This window comes from Thioclava kandeliae (assembly GCF_040297545.1).
GTDB classification, from domain to species: Bacteria; Pseudomonadota; Alphaproteobacteria; order Rhodobacterales; family Rhodobacteraceae; genus Thioclava; species Thioclava kandeliae.
Genome location: NZ_JAYWLC010000003.1, coordinates 185,621 through 205,093, shown reverse-complemented (window position 1 = coordinate 205,093; position 19,473 = coordinate 185,621). Strand labels below are relative to the sequence as shown.

The following is a 19,473-nucleotide window of genomic DNA, read 5'->3' as shown; positions in this document are numbered from 1 at the left end:
GCGGGCCCGAGGGAGGAGAAATGCTCAGAAATCCTGTGCACTGCGTTTGCGCACCAGTTGCGACAGGGCCACTGCCAGCACCAGCGCGCCGCCATAGAACAGGTTCTGCACGAAGGATTGCATGCCCATCATCGTAAGGCCGGTGATCCCCGTCACGAGGAAATAGACCGCCACCAGCGAGCCTATCGGGTTGAACCGCCCGGGCGTGATGGCCGTGGCGCCAAGGAAGGCTGCGGCAAAGGCCGGCAGCAGGAAGCTGTTGCCCGAATTGGGATCCGCCGCGCCGATGGTGCCCGCATAGATCACCCCCGCAAGGGCCGCCATTACCGACGAGCACATAAGCGCGCCGAAACGCACACGGTCCACCGCGATCCCCGAAAGCCGCGCCACCTCGCGCCCGCGCCCCACAAACAAGAGCCTGCGCCCCAGCGTGGTGAACCCGAACACATACCAGATGACCAGACACATGATCAGCGCATAGTAGAAGGCCAGCGGAATGCCGAAGAGCCGCACCGCCACTACCCAGTTCACCAGCGCGAAATCGATCCCGCCGATCGTGGCCGAATTGCTCATCCACAGGACGATCCCGTTGATAAATGTGCCGGTCCCGAGCGTGACGATCAGCGAGGGAATGCGGAAAGTCAGGATGAAGAAGGCGTTGATGACGCCTGCCACAGCCCCCACCAGCAGGGCTGCCGGAATGGCCAGCCCCAGCGAAAGCCCCATCCGCGCATTCAGCACCGCCACAGTCATCGCGGCAAGCGTCAGAACGGCGGCCACCGACAGGTCGAAATCGCCCGCCGTCAGCGGGATGATCAACGCCAGTGTCAGGAAGACGAGGATGGATTGCGAGCCGAGCATCGTGGACACATTGGCCCATGAGAAGAAGCTCTGCGGCTCGAGGGCTGCAAAGATCAGGAACAGCACCACCAGCGAGGCGACAAGCGCGTAGCTTTCGGCAATGCGGCCCCACTGGATTTGCCGGCGGGCCGCGTTTTCTGTTTCAGGCGCGTGGTCACTTGTGCTCAGGGTCATGCGACCTCCGGAATTGGCGCGGCGCCATGCGCCCGCAGGGTTTCTTGGGTGATGCTGTCCTTGGTCAGAGCGCTCCCCGACAGCTCGGACACGATCCGGCCTTTGGCAAAGACCAGCACGCGGTGGCAGATCTGCGCCAGCTGCTCGGCATCGGTCGAGGCCACCAACACCGCAGTGCCGCCGCCCGCCGCCCGCGACAGCTCGACAAAAAGCTTCTGGCGCGCGCCCACATCGATACCCTGCGTGGGCTCGTCCAGCATCAGCACCTTGGGTTTTGTCTGGAGCCACTTGGCCATCAGCACCTTCTGCGCATTGCCGCCCGAAAGCGCGCCCAGCGTCAGATCGGGGCGGTTGGGCCGCACGTCGAACCGCCGCCCCAAAGCCTCGCAATTCTCGCGCAGGCCCGCCCAGTCGATTCCGAACCAGTTGCGGAACGCCCCCATCACCGGCAGCGAGATATTCTCGGTCAGCGTGAGCGAGCCCACCCCCGCCCGTCCCAAGCGGTCGGCGGGCAGATAGGCCATGCCCTGCGCCATCGCCTTCGCGGGGGTCAGCTGCGCGGCAGGCAGGGTCTTGCCACCCGTCTCCAGCTGGCCCGTGGCAGGCCGCACGCCAAACAGCGCCTCGGGGACCGCATCGAAGCCCGATCCGATGAGCCCTGTAAGTCCGAGGATCTCGCCCTCGCGTAGATCGAACCCCACATCGGTGATCTGCCCCGCCGTCAGGCCGCGCACCTTGGCCACAACGGGGGCTGCGGGCGGGAGCGCCTGCGTGTTCTGGAACAGATCCACGCTCTCGCCCACGATATGGCGGATGAAGTCGTCGTGGCTCGCCTCGCCGGACACCACGGTGCCCGCCAGTTTCCCGTCGCGCAGGATGGTCGCGCGGTCGGTGATCTCGCGGATCTCGTCGATATCATGGGCCACAAAGATCACTGCCGCGCCATCGGCGACGATGGCGCGCATGAGCCCGAAAAGCTGGTCCACACCCGATTTCGGCAGGAAGGGCGTGGGCTCGTCAAGGATCAGGATCCCCTGCCCTTGTCCCGCATGGGTCTGCACCTCGTCAAAGGCCCGCGCGATCGCCAGAAGCGCACGATCGGGCTGGCTGAGATCGGCCACACGGGCGGCCGGGTCGATCTTCAGATCGAACCTCTCGAAGATCTCCTCCACATGGCGCCGCGCCGCGCGCCAATTGATGCGCAGGCGCGTCTCGACCGACAGATCGTTGAGCATCATGTTTTCCAGCACCGACAGCGTCGGGATCAGCGCCAGATGCTGGTGCACGAAAGAAATTCCGTTGGCCCTTGCGCCCCCTGCGGGCATCGGCAGCCGCGCCTCCCGCCCGTGCAGGATCAGTTCGGCTCCGGCTTCGGGCGCATGGAGCCCCGCAAGGCATTTGATCAGTGTCGATTTGCCCGAGCCATTGGCCCCTAAAAGCCCGTGCACCTCACCGGGCATCACGGTCAGTTCCACATCATCCAGAACCCTGGTCGTGCCGAAGACTTTGGACATATGGCGCGCCAGAAGGGCTGGCGCCTGCCCCGGATAGCTCCGTGGCAGGGGGTCAGGGCTTACAGGGCTCATTCGAGCCCCCAGAGTTTGCGATAGCCTGCAAGCTGTGCATCGCCATAACCCGCATCATAGGTCGCAGGCACGCCAGCTTCGGCCGCATTGTCCTTATCGAAGATATAGAAAGGCACATAGAGATTGGCCGGCACATCGCCCACATCACACAGATCGCGCATATAGGCATCCATCGACGACCGCGCGATCCAGCCAAGGCTCTCGCCCACATCCATCTTCACATCGCCATTGCGGATCATATCCAGCACGAAGGGCGTGCCGTTGAAGGTGGCGATCGGCATGCCGCGCTTGCCGGTGATCGCCAGCGCCGGCAGCACGAATTGCGACATGGAATCGTAGATCGGGATGATGAAATTGATCGACGGATCCTTCAGCAGCGCCGATTGCGTCGAGGTCTGGATCCGCGTCGCCCAATCGGCCAGAGCGACATTCACATAGGTCGCCTTGCAATCGGGGCACAGCTCGGCCAGCGTCTTCTCGATGGATGTCCAATAGGGCTGCGAGGGCAGGATATCATCCGAGCCGATCACCAGCACATTGGCCTTGCCTTGAGTTTCCGTCACCGCATAGGCCGCGAGGATCTTGCCCACATCGGTAAAGGAGACCGGCAGCGAGATATCGGCATTGGGATCTTTCTCCTGCGTCACATCCATATAATGCGAGGCATAGACGCGGATGCCCTTCTTGCGCGCCTCGGCCAGCTGCGGCGCAAGCGAGGCGGGGATCAGTCCGCCCATCAGGTCGATGGCGGTGAAATTGTTGGAGATCGCATATTCGACGCCCTGCACCCATTGGGTCGGGTTGCCCTGATTCTGCCAGATCTCGTGTTTGAAGCCCACCTCCTTGGCAATCTGGGCCTCGCTCTCGACAATGCCCTGATTGAACGGGATCGAGGAGGTGGTGGGGATGGTCAGGATGCTTTTGCCCGCCATGCAGGATTTGGCATCGAACGGCTTGCCGGGTGCCTCGAAACCGGGTTTCTGGCTATGTGCGCTCAGGATCTCCTCGGCGGCAGCCAGATTGGCCTCGGCATGGGCCGGAAGGGCGGACCATGCAAGCCCCGCCCCCAGAAGCCCCGCGCGGATCATCGAAATCGGTTTGGTCATGTGAATAGCCCCGTTGGTGACAGTTTCCGCATCCGCCGGTGGCCGCTTTCATGAGCGATCTCTTCCGGCGCGCGTGGCTCAAGAAGGCGTGAGATGGGGGGCAATGGTCAACTTTAAGTTTGTACATATACATATGAGAAAAATTAGAGCGGGCCGGAATTGACAGGATTGCGCCGGAAATGGTGTGGTCCGGGGCTATATTCACACCTGATCCCCCTCGGTTCCGCAAAACGGGACGCATCCATAAAGAACGGACATATGACGGATACCTCCTTGCAAAGCGATCTCGCGCATCCCGATCTGGCGCAGAGGGAGAGCGGGCTGGGCGCGGCGCTTGCGCTGACCACCGCCTCGCAGGTGGCTGCGACCTCCTCCGTGCTGGCGCTCACCACGATCCCCACGCTGGTGGCCAATACGCTCGGAATCGGGCCGCATATGATCGGCTATCAGGTCAGTCTGATCTATGCCTCGGGGGTGATATTCTCGATGATGGCGGGGGCGCTGGTGAAACGCTGGGGACCGGCGCGTGTGGGCCAACTTGCGCTGCTTGGCGCCTTTGCCGGCTTTGCGGGTATGGCTACGGGGCATCTGTGGACAATCGCGCTGGCCTCGGTGCTGATCGGCGTGGGCTACGCTCTGAACAACCCGTCGTCGTCGCATATCCTGTCACGGCTTGCCCCGCCCGCGCGGCGCAATCTGATCTTCTCGGTCAAACAGGCTGGCGTGCCTCTGGGCGGTGCGCTGGCGGCATTGGCCATTCCGCCGCTGGCTCAAAGGTTTGGCTGGCAGCCTGTCCTGCTAGGGTTCTCGCTGATCCCACTGGTGCTGGCGCTCGTCTACCAGTTGAAACGCGGTGCATGGGATAACGAGCGCGCGCCCGATATCGCCATCGGGCGCGGCATCTGGCAGGGCCAGCGCACGGTGCTCTCCAACCCCGATCTCAGGGCATTGGCCTTTCTGGGCTTCTTCTATTCGGCGGCGCAGCTCTCCATATCCACCTTCACCGTGGCGATGCTGATCGAGGAATTCGGCTGGAGCCCCGTCTCCGCCGCAGGGATCGCCGCCATCGTGCAGATCGCCGGTGCGGGCGGGCGGATTTTCTGGGGGCTGGTCGCCGACCGGTTGCGCAACGGGTTTGCGGTTCTGGCCATCGTGGGCTTTATCACAGGCGCCGCGATTCTCGGTTTCTCGCTGATCGGCAACCTGCCCGCACTGGGGCTCGCCCTGATCGGACTGGCAGGCTTTACCGGCAATGGCTGGAACGGGGTACTTCTGGCCGAGACCGCCCACTCCAGCCCCGGCAAAGGCACGCTGACCGGCGAGGTTCTGACCTATACCTTCATCGGCGTGATGGTCGGTCCCGCCACCTTCTCGCTGGCCTTCAACCTGATCGGCAGTTTTAGCGGCACGTTCCGCCTCTTGGCAATTGTGGCCTTTGCCGGAAGCCTGTGGGCGCTCGTGCGCGCATGCAAGGCGCGCCGCTAGAGCCTAGCCCGCACGCTGATCTGCGGGAGCAAACACGCGTTGAAGGAGCGCGAAACAGGCCTCGAGCTGCACGATCTCGATGGATTCATCGGGCTGATGGCCATCCTCCATCGTGCCGGGTCCGCAAATGACGGTGGGGATGCCGAGCGCCGCGAAATATCCGGCCTCCGTGCCGAAGGCCACTTTGATCGGTTGCGGGTCGTCCAGACACTCGCAGAACCACGCGATCTCGGGGGTGGCAGGCGTGCTATCGAGCCCCGGATAGCGACCCGTTTCAGTAATGGTGACATGGTCCGGACAGCCGAGCCGCCCGATCAGGGCCGAGGGGTCATCCTGCGGCAGATGGCGGATTTCGAAGCGCATCTCGGCATGATCGGGCACAATATTGAGTGCCGTCCCCCCGTGCAGCGTGCCGATATGCAATGTGGAATAGGCCGGATCGAGCATCGCGTCGCGCGCACCCCGAGACGCCATCTCGTCCTGAATCTTCCGCAGGCTGTGCCCCAGATCCATCAACGGATGCAGCGCATTCCGGAATTGCGGCGCCATCGCCGAATGTCCCGCCTCGCCTCTGGCCACCGCCAGATAGCTGGCCTTGCCTTTATGTCCGATACACGGGCGCAGGAGCGTGGGCTCGCCTACGATGCACAGATCGGGGCGCCCGAGCGTCGGGATCAGATGATCGATCATCTCCGGAATGCCACGGCAGCCCAGTTCCTCATCCCAGCTGAGCGCAATCATAACAGGTCGTGCAGGCGGATGGGCCGCAAGCGTCTCGGCATAGGCCAGAACGCAGGCAATGAAGCCCTTCATATCGGTGACGCCGCGCCCCGTCACCCGCGAGCCCTGCCGGCCCATTTCAAAGGGGGCGCTCTGCCAGTCCTGCCCCTCGACCGGCACCACATCGCTATGCGCCGACAACACGATGCCACCGCTCTGGCCTGCGGCTCCGAAGCGCGCCAGAAGCCCCTCCTTCATCCCGTCCGCCGACGGGATGCGGTGGACAGAAAATCCTGCCCTTTCAAGATGTTCCGTGACATAGTTTATCAACGCCCTGTTGTCCCGCCCCGCAATCGTGGGAAAGGCCACCAGATCGGACAGGATCTGCAGAAGACGCGCGCGATTCATTCTGCCGCCCCGCAAAACCGTGCCTCGGGAAGCCGCACGACATTGGGCTCCAGCTCCTGCGGAACAAGGGCTTTGGCATGATCGAGAAAGGCCGAAACCGTGCGCTGCGCCTTTGCCCCCTGCGAGGTCAGAAGCCCCAGCCGCAAGGCACGCGGGCCGGCTGCCAGTGGCACGAAACACAGGCGCCGCCCGTCGGGGGAGCGGTCGGAATGCGGGCGGATATTGGCCAGCGAATAGCCGAACCCGTTGCCCACGAGCGAGCGCATCACCGCAATATCACGGGTGCGCTCGACCACATTGGGGCGCAGCCCGTGCCGGCTGAAACAGGACAGGAAATACTCGCTGCTCAGTGGCAGATCCAGCAGCACCATCGGATGATCGTTCAGCTCCTCGGGCGTGACGGCAGGCGCTCGGGCCAGCGGATGGTCTTCGGCAAATAGCGCGAAAAGCGGCAGATCGATCAGCGGCATGAAGTCCAGATCGGACGGAATATCGAGATCATAGCTCAGTGCCACATCGAAACGCGCAGTGCGCAAACCGTCGAAGATCTCGGCCTGATCGCGTTCGAACTGGTGGAATTCGATCTCGGGATAGGTTTCGATAAAACTGCGCCGCAGCTTCGGCAGGATGATCTGCGCGAAGGTCAGCAGGCAGCCGACCCGCAACGGCCCGCGCACCTTTCCCGACAGGTCATTGGCCAGATCATTGAGCCCCTGCACCTGCCGCAGGATCACGCGCACCCGCTCGCCAAAAACCTCGCCCGCCTGCGAGAGCGTCAAACCCTGCGCATGGCGACGCACGAAGAGTTTGAGCCCCAGTTCGGTCTCGAGCTGGGAAATCGCCGCCGAGATCGAGGGCGAGGAAACATTACAATGCTGGGCTGCCTGGGCGATGGAGCCGAAATCGCAGACGCTCAGGAAATATTCCAGTTGGCGTATCGTAATGCGTGAGGGCATGTGGCTGAGGACATCATCGCGGAGAGTTCTTTGCCCAGCCATGCGCATATCTTTCACCTTCGTCAATAAAAGCAACGGGATATGGTGCTGAGGAAATCTCAGCACCCTCGGGTTCCAAGGGGTTATTCGTCTCCCGGCACCCCATAGGACGGTGCCGCGACAGGGTTCAGCGCGCGGGTCACATAATCGCGCGCCTGCGGCTCGTAGACCGCCCATGCGCGTTTCATCGCGGCCACGGGGCAGCCCTCGTCCAGCCAGTCGATGCGCAGCTCTGCCCATGGCCATGCCTGCGCGTCCACGATCAGCATACCGGCCGAATGGACAGGCCCCGCCTCGCCGCCAAGCGCCAGAGCCGCCTCCATCGCGGCGATCAGCCGGTCTCCCAAAGCGGCATCGCTTGCCTCGAACGCGTCAACCATAGCCTGCGGAACCGCCGCATCGGCCAGAAGATTGCCGCCCGAAGCACATCCTGCCCCTGTAGCCGACCCGAAGATCCCCAGCGCCTGATCGCCCGAATGCACCGCGCCTGCGCCCTCGGCCCCTATCGCCAGAAGCTGGCGATAGGCTGCATGCGGGTCGGATGCGGCGGCCAGTTGCACTGCCTCAACCGCCGGACGCCCCTGCGCAAGCGCCTCCAGCATCACCGGCCCGAGCGCCGGATTGGTGACGTTTTGCGTGGTCACCGCCCCAACGCCCGCGCGCGCGAAGGCGCAGCGCGCGGCCACCGCCGGAGAGGAGGACGAAATCGCCAGCCCGAACTGCCCCGTCCGGTCACAGCGTCCTACGATCGCAAAAGTCATCGGCTCAATCCGGAATGACGGCGGTCGCGTCGATCTCGACCAGCCAGCCCGGCCGGGCGAGGCAGGTCACCACGACACCGGTCGAGACCGGATGCACGCCTTTGATATATTCGCCCATCGTGCGGTAGACCGCCTCGCGATGCCTGACATCGGTCAGGTAAACCACGACCTTGCACAGATGCTCCATCTTGCCGCCCGATTCCTCGATCAGCTGGCGGATATTCTGCATGACCTTATGCGTCTGCTCGACCGGATCGGGGCTGCCGATATCGACCGAGGTATCCAGATCCTGCGGGCACTGGCCGCGCAGGAAGATGGTCGTACCGCGCGCGACCACCGCCTGGCAGAGGTCATTGTCGAGGTTCTGCTCGGGATAGGTGTCTTTGGTATTGAAGGGACGGATGCGCTTATGCGCCATGATCTTAATCCTTAATGATAAGTTTACGCGCTAAGGGACTGTTGATGCTGAATTTCAGTGCCTTCATAGGCATCATATTGCCGCTGGATCATCATGTGATCGGCAATATGGGCCGCATCATGCCAGACGCCCCAGATAAAGCTCGATCCGCGTCCCGAGAGCCATGGCAGACCGAGGAAATAGATCCCGCGCTCGGGGGCCACGCCCTGTTTATGCACGGGACGCCCCGAGGCGTCGAAACAATCGACCTCCATCCAGCTGTAATCGGTTCGGAAGCCCGTGGCCCAGATGATGGTGGTGATCCCGGCCTCAGCCAGATCGAGTTTACGCAGCGGGTTGGTCACGCAATCGGGGTCAGGCAGGATCCGCCGCGCCTGCGGTTCCTCGGGCAGATCAAGCCCCATCCGCGCAATATAGGCGTCGGCCTCATCCAGCAGTCCGTGATGGTTGGCATCGCCTCGGTCAAGATTGCGGCGCAGGTCATCAGCCAGCGTCACAGCGCCGTCGGTATAGCCCTCGGTGCGGCCCAGAAGGGTGATCCCCTGCGCACCAAGTTCGCGGAAATCGATGGTCCGCCCACCATGTGCACCGCTGACCGCGATGGTCACATGGCCCGCCCCCGGTGCGGGGGCCGGTGCATCCCATTTTCCGAGCACGCCCAGCCACCAGACAAAATCGCGCCCGCGATAGCTGCGCGGCGGGCGATCATGCGGACCGACCGAGAGATAGGTCTTGCGGCCCGCGCGGTTCAACTCGTCGGCGATCTGCACGCCGGAGGAGCCCGCGCCCACCACCAGCACCGCGCCTTGGGCCAGTTGGGCCGGATTACGATAGGCGCTGGAATGGATCTGGGTCAGGCCTGCGGTTTCGGGCACGATCTCGGGGATCACCGGCACCTGGAACGGGCCGGTCGCCGCCACCACATTCCGCGCCTCGATCGCCCCTTGCGAGGTCTCCACGCGAAAGCCCGGACGGCCCTCGAGCCGCGTCAGCCCCGTGACCGACACACCACAGCGGATCGGTGCCTCGATCTGGCGGGTATAATCCTCGAAATACTTCGCCACGCCGTCTTTGGGCACGAAAGCATCACCATCGCCATCGAAATCACGGTTGGGAAAACGGTCATGCCATGCGGGGCCGTTGGCCACGAGGCTATCCCAGCGGCGTGTGCGCCAGCTTTCCGCGATACGGTCCTTTTCCAGCACCAGATGCGAGATGCCGACGCGGCTCAGATGCTCGCTCATCGCGATCCCTGCCTGACCTGCGCCCACAACCAGCGTGTCGATGACCTCGGCCACGCCCTTCTTCTCGACTGCCATGATAGCCGTCCTCTTCTTGCTGCCGGATCTGTTGCCAGAACTCCGGCCCTTGTCAGTTACGATAATCGGGGCATTCCTCGTCGAGGATCAGCTTCATCTCCTCGAAATGCCGGATCTGGAAATCCACGATGCTTTCCCAATCCTGCGCGGTCTGCTCGGCCGCCTCATCCGAAAGCACCTTCAGGGGGCGCCCCGTCGACATGGCCGCGACCACGATCCGGGCGGCCCGCTCGAATGTGTAGATATCGTCCCATGCCTCGCCCATGGTCTGGGCAGTGATCATGACGCCATGATTGCCCATCATGAGGCGCGAATGCTTGCCCATCAGCCCCGCCAGACGCGCGCCCTCGGCATCCGAATTGGCCATACCACCGAAATCGAGATCATAGGCCAGACGGTTGAAATACCGCGCCGAGTTCTGGTCGATCGGCGGCAGCTGCGGCGGATCCAGCGAGGCCAGTGCGGTGGCCGCAATCGGATGCAGATGCATGATCACCCGCGCCTGCGGACAAAGTTTGTGCACCTGCCCGTGGATCGCGCGGGCCGTCTGGTCGAGGCGCTCATCCGTCATGGTGGATGGATCATCAAGATCGATCAGGATCAGGTCGGACGCTTTGACACGGGCGAAATGCATCCATTTGGGGTTGATCAGGAAGCGCCGCCCGTCGGGCTGAAGCGAGATGGAATAATGGTTGGCCACGGCCTCGTGCATATTGGCACGCGCGGTCATGCGCAGGGCAGCGGCCAGATCGATGCGCGCCTGCGCTTCGGTCAGGAAGTCTGTGGTATCGAGCGACATTGGCACTCCTTTCCTAATGTTTCTTGGAGCGACGCGATTGCGACAGCTCGAGCAACCCGAAGAAAACCATCACGATCAGCAGCATCACCACGGAGGCGCAGGCGATGATCGGGGTTGCTTGCAGAAGGATGCTGTCCCACATCTGCCGGGGCAGCGTCGTTTTGAGCCCGCCGCCGATGAACAGCGCCACGGTCAGTTCCTCGAAGCTCTGCAGGAAGCCGGTGACAAAGCCTGCCGCCAGACCGCCTTGCAGGATCGGAAGCGCCACCTTGCGCCAGACCTGCGCCCGGCTTGCGCCCAACGTCAGCGCCGCATCATTGAGACGCCAGTCATAGCCTTTGACCGTGGTCAGCAGGATGACGAAGACGATGGGCAGCGCGATCACGCTATGACCGATGATGATCCCCAGATTGCTGGCGATCAAGCCGATCTTGGCAAAGAGGTAGAACATCGACACGGCAAGCGCGATGGGCGGGATGATCATCGGCGAGAGGATCAGCAGGAAAACCGGCGTGCCCGCTTTGGATTTGCTGCGCGCAAGCGCCACGGCGGCTAGCGTCCCGATCACCACAGTCAGCGCGGCGGTTGCAAAGCCGATCAGCAGCGAACGGGTAATCGCCCCGAGCCAGATCTGCGAGGTGAACAGCTCGTGGAACCATTGCAGCGAGAACCCTTGCGGCGGGAAGCGCAGCTCCGGCGTGGCCGAGAAGGCCATCGGCACGAAGGCGATGATCGGTAGCATCAGGATGAGGATCATCACGCCTGCGAAGAGGTTCAGCGTGGGCCGCCCCAGCCCTGCAGGCAGACGGTCGGCCAGCGCTCCGACCCCGTCCGAGAGCCACAGACCGAAGCGGCGGATGCGGCTGTCATGCGGGCGCGCCGAAGCATCCGCCACCGAGGAAATCCCGAAGATCCGGTCGAAGACGAAAACCGATACGAGAGCGGCAAGCAACAGCATCACGGCCAGCGCGGCCCCTTGTGACCAGTTCTGCAACTGGTTGATCTGCATGATGATCAGCTGCCCGATCATGGTCTGTTTCGGGCCACCCACCAGCGAGGGCGTCACGAAGAAGCCGAGCGAGGCCACAAAGATCAGGAGGCTCGCCGAAGAGATCCCCCGCATCGAGAGCGGGATCATCACCTGCCAGAAGGCGCGCGGTCCGCTTGCGCCCAGTGTCATCGCTGCCGGATACAATCGCGGGTCGATCTGGCGGATAACGGGCAGCATGGTGATCACGGCCAGAGGCAGCATCGTATGCACCATGGCAAAGATCACCGTCGTCTGGTTATAGAGCAGCCCGTCAGCCTTGCCGAGCCCCAGCGCCTCGACCCATTGCGCCACAATGCCATTGCGGCCCAGCACCACCATCCACGAGAAATTCTTGATCAGGGCCGAGGTCCAGAAGGGCAGCAGGATGAAGAACAGCGCCACCCGTTGCGGGCGCCCCCGCAGCCCCGCCAGCCAATAGGCCAGCGGATAGCCCAGCACGATGCACCAGAGTGTCACCTGAAGCGACACCGAGAAGGTCGTGCCCAGCACCCGCGCATAAAGGCCGGGGCTCATGGCCTTGGCCATGTATTTCCATGTAAATCCCGTCTGGTCCACGACCGCCAGCCGGAAGATCTCAGCCATCGGATAGACCATGAAGGCCAGAAGCAGCAGCACCGCCGGCGCGGCCAGCCAGATTACCCCCGCCTTCAGGCGGGGGCGGCGCGGGCCGAGGGTCGTATCGGCAGACAGATCAGCCATCAACCGTTTCCAGCGCCGGTGCGGTGACATGGCGGTTCTCGGGGCGGGCAAGGCCCAGATGCTCGCGCAGGGTCGAGCCCTCGTAATCGCGGCGGAAGATCCCGCGCGCCTGCAGCACCGGCACCACACGGTCGCGGAAATCCTCCAGTGTCGAGGGCAGCACGGGGAAGGTCAGCATGAAACCGTCACAGGCCTCGCGCTCCAGCCATTCCTGCATCATATCCGCCACTTCCTCGGGCGAGCCGAAAATGGTCACCTTGGCACGAGTATACTTCTGGCAGATCTCGCGCAGGGTATGGCCCTTCGCGATCAGCCCTTTGATCTCTTCGAAATAGGCGGCGTGGAAATTGGCCTTTTCGGGGATGCGGTCCATGGGCACCGGCTGGTCGAGATCGAGATCCGACAGATCGGTCTCGAGATCCTGCTTGATGCGCACCAGACCCACTTCAGGGTGGATCAGCGACTGCCAGTGATCGAAGCGGGCCTTTGCTTCCTCGGCACTATCGCCCACCACAATGGTGGCACCGGCCAGAACCTTCAGCTGGTCGGGATCGCGACCAAAGGCGGGCATCCGGCCCTTGAGATCCTTGTAGAAAGCGATCGCCTCGTCGACATCGGTGGCCACACCAAAGACGGCCTCGGCGGTCTGGGCGGCAAAGGTCTTGCCCGCCTCGGAGGCGCCCGCCTCGATGATCACCGGATAGCCCTGCGGGGGGCGTGCGATATTCAGCCCGCCCTCGACGGTGAAGAACTCGCCCTTATGCGAGACGGGATGGAATTTAGCGGTGTCAAAGGTCAGCCCTTCTTCGCGGTCGTAGATCCACGCATCATCTTCCCACGTATCCCAAAGGGCGGTCACGACATCATAGAACTCATGCGCCTTGGCATAGCGTTTGTCATGCGGCGGCAAGCGGTCGAGGCCGAAATTCTTGGCGGCGAAATTATTGGCGGTGGTCACCACGTTCCAGCCCGCGCGACCCTTCGAGATATGATCAAGCGAGGCATAAAGACGCGCGATATTATAGGGCTCGTAGAAGCTCGTGGAGGCGGTCGCCGCCAGCCCGATCTTGGAGGTAGAGCCTGCCAGCGCCGTCAGGAGCGTGATCGGCTCGAGCTGGTTCATATACATGGGCGAACGCGACCATGCCTCGAGGTCGGTCGTGCGCGTCGCGGGCGTATCGGCCAAGAAGAAGAAGTCGAATTTCGCCTCTTCGCAGATGCGCGCGATGTTCTGGAAATAGGCGATATCGGTGGGGGCACCGGGGGCCGGATCGGTGGCCAGCCATGCGGCGGCGTGCAGGCCGTAAGCTTCGATCAACGTGCCGATGCGGAGTTGTTTTTGCGCCATTTGCGGTCTCTTTCGCTATGCATCTTGGGCCGCGCGGATGCGCGGGAAAAGCTCCGGCCCGTGGACCCGGGCCGGAGAGTCGGGGGAAATGATCAGCCGGCCAGCAGCCATTCGTTGAAACGCTCGGCCAGCGCGTCGTAATGCTCGCCCCAATACCCGCTATCCATCAGCGACAAACCGTCGATATTGTGGGGCGCGGTCGGCAGGACAGCGGCGCGGTCCTCGGCGATATATTCATAGGCTTTCTTGGCCGAGGGGCCGTTGGCGATATTGGACGAATAGATCGCCTGTTGCTCGGGACGGGCGCAGAAGCGGACGAATTCCTGCGCCGCGTCCATGCGGGGGGTGCCTGCCGCGACCGACCAGCCGTCAACCGAATAGAGGCCGGACCAGACCATCTCCAGCGGCGCACCACCGGCTTTGGCCGCATAGGCGCGCGCCGACCATGTATCGGAGATGTCCACCTCGCCCGATTGCAGGATCTGGGTGTTCTGCGCACCGGCCGTCCACCAGACGGAGATATCATCGCGGATCTTGTCGAGCTTGGCAAAGGCGCGGTCCACATCCAGCGGATAGAGATCCTCATGCGCCACACCATCGGCCAGTAGTGCCATCTCGAGCGTGCCCCACGGGCTGCGATACAGGCCGCGACGGCCCGGAACCTTCTCGGTATCCCAGTAATCGGCCCAGGAGGTCGGGGCCGCGCCCGGCAGGGTCTCGCTGTTATAGGCCATGGCAATCCCAAAGACCGAGAAGCCGAGCCAGTTCTTCTTCACCGTGCCCTCGACATAATCGGCAGGGTCGATGCCGAGATCGAGATCGGCCACATAGGCCTTATCCTTGGTCAGCTGCGCGATATGGTCGGGCGTGGTCATCGACACATCCCATGTATAGGATTTGGTGTCGACGAGCAGTTTGATCTGGGTGACGGGGCTCGGATCCTGCGCCACCGAGACGACCTTGATGCCGGTCTCTTTCTCGAACGGATCATAGAAGGCCTGACGCAGCACGGGGCTCACCGCACCGCCCACATCGGAAACGGTGATCTGGGAGGTCTCGGCGCGGGCGGCGGAGGTCCAGATGGCGGGGGCTGCAAGGGCTGCACCGGCGGCCACACCGGAGCGCAGCACCGCGCGGCGGGAGAATCTGGGGGAGGTCGTCATGAGAGGATAGCTCCTTGTTGGGTGGGGACGCCCGAGGGGCAGCGGGACCATTTTTATGATGGGCAGTCCTCGCCATCGTCCTGTGGGCAGATCTGGCCCCGAACAACGCGATCCGTAAATTATTAAAAAATGTCGCCGCGCTTAGGCTGAACCTAAGCAAGGATGACCTCACGGGTGCTTTACTTAGGCGCTGCCTAAGCAGGGACACAGATAAAACTAGTTTCGCGCCTGGCCGTTTTGCGCCTCAATGCCGCAAAGATGTCGGCAAGGTGTGTCATTGCCCTGCCCCAGTTACCGGAGAGAGTTTTGAGCCAGCCCGCCATTTCCGCGCCCCAGACCGACCCCGCCATCAAACTTTCGGTGCGCAATCTCAGCCGCCATTACGGCGATGTCGCCGCCCTTGACCGCGTGTCTCTGGATGTCCGCGAGGGCGAGTTCATGACGCTGCTCGGGCCATCAGGCTCGGGCAAGACGACACTGCTGCAGGCGATCTGCGGGTTGAACACGCCCACCTCCGGCCAGTTGCTGATCAACGGGCAGGATCATACCCATACGCCTGCCAATAAGCGCGATATCGGTGTGGTCTTCCAGAATTATGCGCTCTTCCCACATCTGACCGTGCGCGAGAATATCGCCTTTCCGCTTAAGCTGCGGGTGCGTGACCGCGCCGAGATCACAGCCCGCGTCACCCGCGCGCTGGACGCGGTGGGCCTTGGCCATGCGGGCAACCGCTTCACCTCCGAGCTGTCGGGCGGGCAGCAGCAGCGCGTCGCCCTGGCCCGCTGTCTCGTCTATGATCCCGCGATCATCCTGATGGACGAGCCGCTGAGCGCGCTTGACCGTAAGCTGCGCGAGCAGATGCAGATGGAGATCAAGCGCCTGCACCGCGAGACCGGCACGACGATCATCTTCGTGACCCATGATCAGGAAGAGGCGCTGGCGCTTTCGGACCGGATCTGTCTGATGCGCGAGGGCCGCATCGCCCAGCTGGGCACCCCGCAGGAGATGTATGACGCGCCGCGCTCGGCCTTTGTCGCCGATTTCATCGGGCTGTCGAATATCTTCCGTGGCACGGTCGTGGACGGGCATCTCGACTGCCCGGAAGGCCGTCTGCCGCTGCCCGAAGGGGCGTCAGGCTCCGGCAAGGGTATTCTGGTCCTGCGCCCCGAGATCATGACGATCGACCCCGATGGCCCGCTCTGCGTGACGGTGACCGATACGGTCTATGCCGGGGCAGAGACGCGTGTTCTGGTGACCCACCAGAATGGACGCGAGCTGTTATTGCGTCAGGGGATGGGGCCTGTACCAGCCGTGGGCAGCCAGCTGCGACTTGGCTGGGAGAAGGCCCGCGCGCATTTCCTGACCCGCGAAGTCTGAGCCCCGCGCCTTCAGGCAGGCGGGCGCTTGACCCCGACGGACTGGCCCTGTTCTATCACCCGCAAAGCGGCCCCGAGAGTCGCCACCTCAAGACAGGACTGTTCCATGCGCAATCTCCACCTCGCGGGCCGTTCGCCGGTCATGGCCACCAATGCGATGGTCGCAAGCTCCATGCCTCAGGCAAGCCTCGCCGCCATCGAGATCCTCAAGGCGGGTGGGAATGCGGTCGATGCCGCCATTGCCGCCAATGCGGTTCTGGCCGTGGTCGAGCCACAATCGACCGGTATCGGTGGCGATTGTTTCTGCCTCTACCAGAAAGCAGGCAGCACGGAGGTGATCGCGGTGAACGGCTCGGGCCGCGCCCCTGCGGGCGCCTCCCCCGAGGCGCTGGAGGCGCTCGGCGTCACCGCACTCGATCCGCTCTCCGCCCATAGCGTCACCATCCCAGGCGCGCTTTCGGCATGGGCGCTTCTGTCACAATCGCATGGGCGCAAATCGCTGGCCGATCTGTTGCAACCGGCGATCACCTATGCCGAGGGCGGCTATGTGGTCGCACCACGCGTGGCGCTTGACTGGGCCGAGGCCGAACCGCGCCTGCAACGCCATGATGCCAAGTTGTTTCTGGTCGCGGGCAAGGCGCCCGGGGCGGGTCAGGTGATGTCGAACCCCGATCTGGCCCATGTGCTGCGCCGGATCGCGGCGGAAGGGGTCGCGGCCTTCTATACCGGCGAGATTGCCGAGAAACTGGTGGCCGGCCTGCGCGCGCAAGGCGGGGTCCATACGCTTGAGGATTTTGCCCAAGGCGTGACCGCTGCCGAATTCGTCGACCCGATCACGGGCCGCTTTGCCGGTCACGATATCTGGGAGTGCCCGCCCAATGGCTCGGGCGTCACGGCGCTGCTCCTGATGGGGATCATCGATGGTTTCGCTCCCGAGGCGGACCCGCTTGCGCCGCGCCGTCTGCACCGCGCCATCGAGGCCGCGCGTCTGGCTTACCGCGACCGCAACGCCTTTGTCGCCGATCCGCGCTTTGGCGATGTGCCGGTGGCCGAACTGCTCTCGCCCGCCTATCACGCGGTGCTACGCGCTCTGATCCGCGATGATGCGCGGATGGGGCGGTTGCCCGAAGCAGGCACCGCGCATAAGGACACCGTCTATGTCAGCGTCGTCGATGCGGATGGCAATGTGTGCAGCTTCATCAACTCGATCTTCCAGGGCTTCGGCTCGGGGATCGTGCCCGAAGGCACCGGTGTGGTGCTGCAGAACCGCGGCTTTGGCTTCACGCTCGAGGCGGGCCACCCCAACCAACTGGCGCCCGGAAAACGCCCGATGCACACGATCATGCCCTCGCTTGCAACCCGCAATGGTCGCCCCGAGATCGTTTTCGGCGTGATGGGCGGACATTTCCAGCCGATGGGTCAGGCTTGGGTGATCGACAATATGTTGCGCTACGGCATGGACCCGCAGGCGGCCTTGGACTTGCCGCGGCTCTTTGTGCAGAATGACCGGATCGAGCTGGAAGAGGGCATCAGCGCCGAGGCGGATGCTTTCCTGCAAAGCCTTGGCCATATGACCGCGCGGATCGGGGTGCCGCATGGCGGCGGTCAGGCGATCCGTATCGATCATGATCGCGGTATTCTGATCGGGGGTTCGGACCCGCGCAAGGATGGCTGCGCACTGGGATATTGATGGAACACCGCCCGGGGAAAGACCCCGGGCGCATCGTTTATGGCTCAGCTCTCGCGCACACGGTGGGCGCGCAGCATCTCCTCGACTTGTTCGAGCGATTTGCCCCGCGTCTCGGGCACAAATTTGCGAGTGAAGGTGATATTGGCCAGCCCGATTGCCGCAAAGACAAAATAGGTCACGCTCAGCCCGATCCCCGCCACCATGATCGGGAAGAGGAAGCCCACGGCAAATGTCGCAAGCCACAGCGCCAGACCCGAGATCCCGACCGCCATCGAGCGCACCTTCAGCGGGAAGATCTCCGACAGGAGCACCCATGTGACCGGCGACACAAACGCCTGCTGGAACCCGAGGAAAGCGGCCATCAGCGGCAGGATGATAAAGGCCCGCAGTGTCGATTGCCCCAGCAGCATCGAGGTCGCACCGATGGCCAGAAGCGTTACCACGATGCCGCAAAGACCGATGGTCAGCATGGTGCGGCGGTCCACCTTGGGCAGCAGATAGATCCCGAGGAAGGTGGCCGCGACCGAGATGACCCCGTTCGAAATATTGGCAAGGAAGGCACCGTTCTGGCCGAAGCCCGATTCCGTCAGGATCTGGGTGCCGTAATACATGATCGAATTCACGCCGGTCAGCTGCTGCACAATGCCGATTCCGATCCCGATCATCAGGATGCGGCGGATCCAAGGTTCGCGGAAGCGGCCCAGATCGAGGCGCGAGGGGCGCGCACGACGGGTTGCGGCATCCTCATCGACAGCTTTGCGAAGCTCTCGGATCTCGATGGCGGCATCCTCGTCGGAATGCAGGCGTTTGAGCGCGCGCTCGGCTTTTTCGATCTTGTTGTGCGCTACCAGCCAGCGCGGGCTTTCGGGGACGAAAAACATGCCGATAAAGAGCGCGATGGCGGGGATCATCGCCACTGACAGCATCCAGCGCCAGATTTCGGGATTGTCGCCCCATTTGACACTGAAGGCCGCATTGAAAGCAAAGGCCAGAAGCTGCCCCGAAACGAGCATCAGCTCGTTGCGGGTCACGAGCCGCCCGCGCTGGCCGGAGGGTGCGACCTCTGCCAGATAGGTGGGCACGGTCACCGACGACCCGCCCACGGCCACCCCCAGCACGAAACGCGCCGCCACAAGCGAGGCCACGTTGGGCGAAAGCACACAGGCCAGCGTGGCGAGAATGAAGATGACCGACAGCAACAGGATCGTGCGGCGGCGCCCGATCCGCATGGAAAACGGCCCCGAGCCGATCGCCCCGAGCCCTGCCCCCAGCAAAAGTGCCGAAGCCGCCATCCCTTCGGTCACCGGCGTCAGCCCGAGATCCCGTTGGATGAAGATCAGCGCGCCATTGATGACGCCCGTATCATAGCCGTAAAGCAATCCCCCCATCGTCGCGACCAGCGCGACACGTCCCAAGATCCCCTTGTCATCCGATCGCGCCTGCACCGTCGCGCGATGACCCTCGGCCAATCCCTGCATTCTAACCCACCATATCTGTTGAAGAATTCGCCCGCG

Annotated in this window: 16 protein-coding genes; 3 read left to right on the top strand and 13 right to left on the bottom strand. The window is 63.3% G+C overall.

Features of this window, described 5'->3' with window-relative positions; translation table 11 throughout:
- Positions 1 to 24: 24 nt before the first annotated feature.
- From VSX56_RS05575 to VSX56_RS05565, 3 genes are read right to left on the bottom strand one after another with little or no spacing between them, the layout of a single operon-like run.
- Complete coding sequence (locus tag VSX56_RS05575) at positions 25 to 1,035, bottom strand: ABC transporter permease (protein ID WP_350935471.1); 1,011 nt, start codon at positions 1,033 to 1,035, stop codon at positions 25 to 27.
- Positions 1,032 to 2,621: a sugar ABC transporter ATP-binding protein gene (locus tag VSX56_RS05570; protein WP_350935469.1), complete on the bottom strand. Its 1,590-nt coding sequence runs from the start codon at positions 2,619 to 2,621 to the stop codon at positions 1,032 to 1,034. The genes VSX56_RS05575 and VSX56_RS05570 overlap by 4 nt, the downstream gene beginning before the upstream one ends.
- Positions 2,618 to 3,727 (bottom strand): sugar ABC transporter substrate-binding protein, encoded by a 1,110-nt coding sequence (locus tag VSX56_RS05565; RefSeq protein ID WP_339115076.1) that lies wholly within the window; start codon positions 3,725 to 3,727, stop codon positions 2,618 to 2,620. The genes VSX56_RS05570 and VSX56_RS05565 overlap by 4 nt, the downstream gene beginning before the upstream one ends.
- A gap of 258 nt (positions 3,728 to 3,985) precedes the next feature.
- Between VSX56_RS05565 and VSX56_RS05560 the strand changes: the two genes are divergently transcribed.
- A complete protein-coding gene (locus tag VSX56_RS05560) occupies positions 3,986 to 5,212 on the top strand; it encodes an MFS transporter (RefSeq protein WP_350935466.1) in 1,227 nt (408 codons plus the stop codon).
- A gap of 3 nt (positions 5,213 to 5,215) precedes the next feature.
- Here VSX56_RS05560 and argE read toward each other — a convergent pair whose 3' ends face one another.
- The 9 genes from argE to VSX56_RS05515 all read right to left on the bottom strand — a co-directional run bounded on the left by argE (position 5,216) and on the right by VSX56_RS05515 (position 14,893).
- On the bottom strand, positions 5,216 to 6,340 hold the full coding sequence (gene argE / locus VSX56_RS05555) for an acetylornithine deacetylase (protein WP_350935464.1): 1,125 nt from the start codon (positions 6,338 to 6,340) through the stop codon (positions 5,216 to 5,218).
- Positions 6,337 to 7,338: a LysR family transcriptional regulator gene (locus tag VSX56_RS05550; protein ID WP_350935462.1), complete on the bottom strand. Its 1,002-nt coding sequence runs from the start codon at positions 7,336 to 7,338 to the stop codon at positions 6,337 to 6,339. The genes argE and VSX56_RS05550 overlap by 4 nt, the downstream gene beginning before the upstream one ends.
- A gap of 80 nt (positions 7,339 to 7,418) precedes the next feature.
- Positions 7,419 to 8,096: a DUF1028 domain-containing protein gene (locus tag VSX56_RS05545; protein WP_349295809.1), complete on the bottom strand. Its 678-nt coding sequence runs from the start codon at positions 8,094 to 8,096 to the stop codon at positions 7,419 to 7,421.
- A gap of 4 nt (positions 8,097 to 8,100) precedes the next feature.
- Complete coding sequence (locus VSX56_RS05540) at positions 8,101 to 8,514, bottom strand: RidA family protein (RefSeq protein ID WP_339115081.1); 414 nt, start codon at positions 8,512 to 8,514, stop codon at positions 8,101 to 8,103.
- 23 nt (positions 8,515 to 8,537) lie between these two features.
- The gene (locus VSX56_RS05535) at positions 8,538 to 9,833 is read right to left on the bottom strand and encodes a flavin-containing monooxygenase (RefSeq protein ID WP_350935459.1); all 1,296 of its coding nucleotides are present in this window, start codon (positions 9,831 to 9,833) and stop codon (positions 8,538 to 8,540) included.
- A 52-nt stretch (positions 9,834 to 9,885) separates the two neighbouring features.
- Positions 9,886 to 10,632 carry a class II aldolase/adducin family protein gene (locus VSX56_RS05530; RefSeq protein WP_349295810.1) on the bottom strand — a complete coding sequence of 249 codons (747 nt, stop codon included), beginning with the start codon at positions 10,630 to 10,632 and terminating at the stop codon, positions 9,886 to 9,888.
- Positions 10,633 to 10,645: 13 nt separating this feature from the next.
- The gene (locus VSX56_RS05525) at positions 10,646 to 12,382 is read right to left on the bottom strand and encodes an ABC transporter permease subunit (RefSeq protein WP_350935456.1); all 1,737 of its coding nucleotides are present in this window, start codon (positions 12,380 to 12,382) and stop codon (positions 10,646 to 10,648) included.
- A complete protein-coding gene (locus VSX56_RS05520; protein WP_349295812.1) occupies positions 12,375 to 13,730 on the bottom strand; it encodes an LLM class flavin-dependent oxidoreductase in 1,356 nt (451 codons plus the stop codon). Before VSX56_RS05520 ends, VSX56_RS05525 begins: the two co-directional genes overlap by 8 nt.
- A gap of 92 nt (positions 13,731 to 13,822) precedes the next feature.
- Positions 13,823 to 14,893, bottom strand: coding sequence for an ABC transporter substrate-binding protein (locus VSX56_RS05515; RefSeq protein WP_350935454.1), 1,071 nt, complete (start codon positions 14,891 to 14,893; stop codon positions 13,823 to 13,825).
- A gap of 306 nt (positions 14,894 to 15,199) precedes the next feature.
- Here VSX56_RS05515 and VSX56_RS05510 point away from each other — a divergent pair, with 306 nt between their 5' ends.
- Both VSX56_RS05510 and VSX56_RS05505 read left to right on the top strand, forming a co-directional pair.
- Positions 15,200 to 16,270 (top strand): ABC transporter ATP-binding protein, encoded by a 1,071-nt coding sequence (locus tag VSX56_RS05510; protein ID WP_339115087.1) that lies wholly within the window; start codon positions 15,200 to 15,202, stop codon positions 16,268 to 16,270.
- 105 nt (positions 16,271 to 16,375) lie between these two features.
- Positions 16,376 to 17,959, top strand: a complete 1,584-nt coding sequence (locus VSX56_RS05505) for a gamma-glutamyltransferase family protein (protein WP_350935452.1) — start codon at positions 16,376 to 16,378, stop codon at positions 17,957 to 17,959.
- 44 nt (positions 17,960 to 18,003) lie between these two features.
- Here VSX56_RS05505 and VSX56_RS05500 read toward each other — a convergent pair whose 3' ends face one another.
- Positions 18,004 to 19,437 (bottom strand): sugar porter family MFS transporter, encoded by a 1,434-nt coding sequence (locus VSX56_RS05500; RefSeq protein WP_339115089.1) that lies wholly within the window; start codon positions 19,435 to 19,437, stop codon positions 18,004 to 18,006.
- Positions 19,438 to 19,473 lie beyond the last annotated feature (36 nt).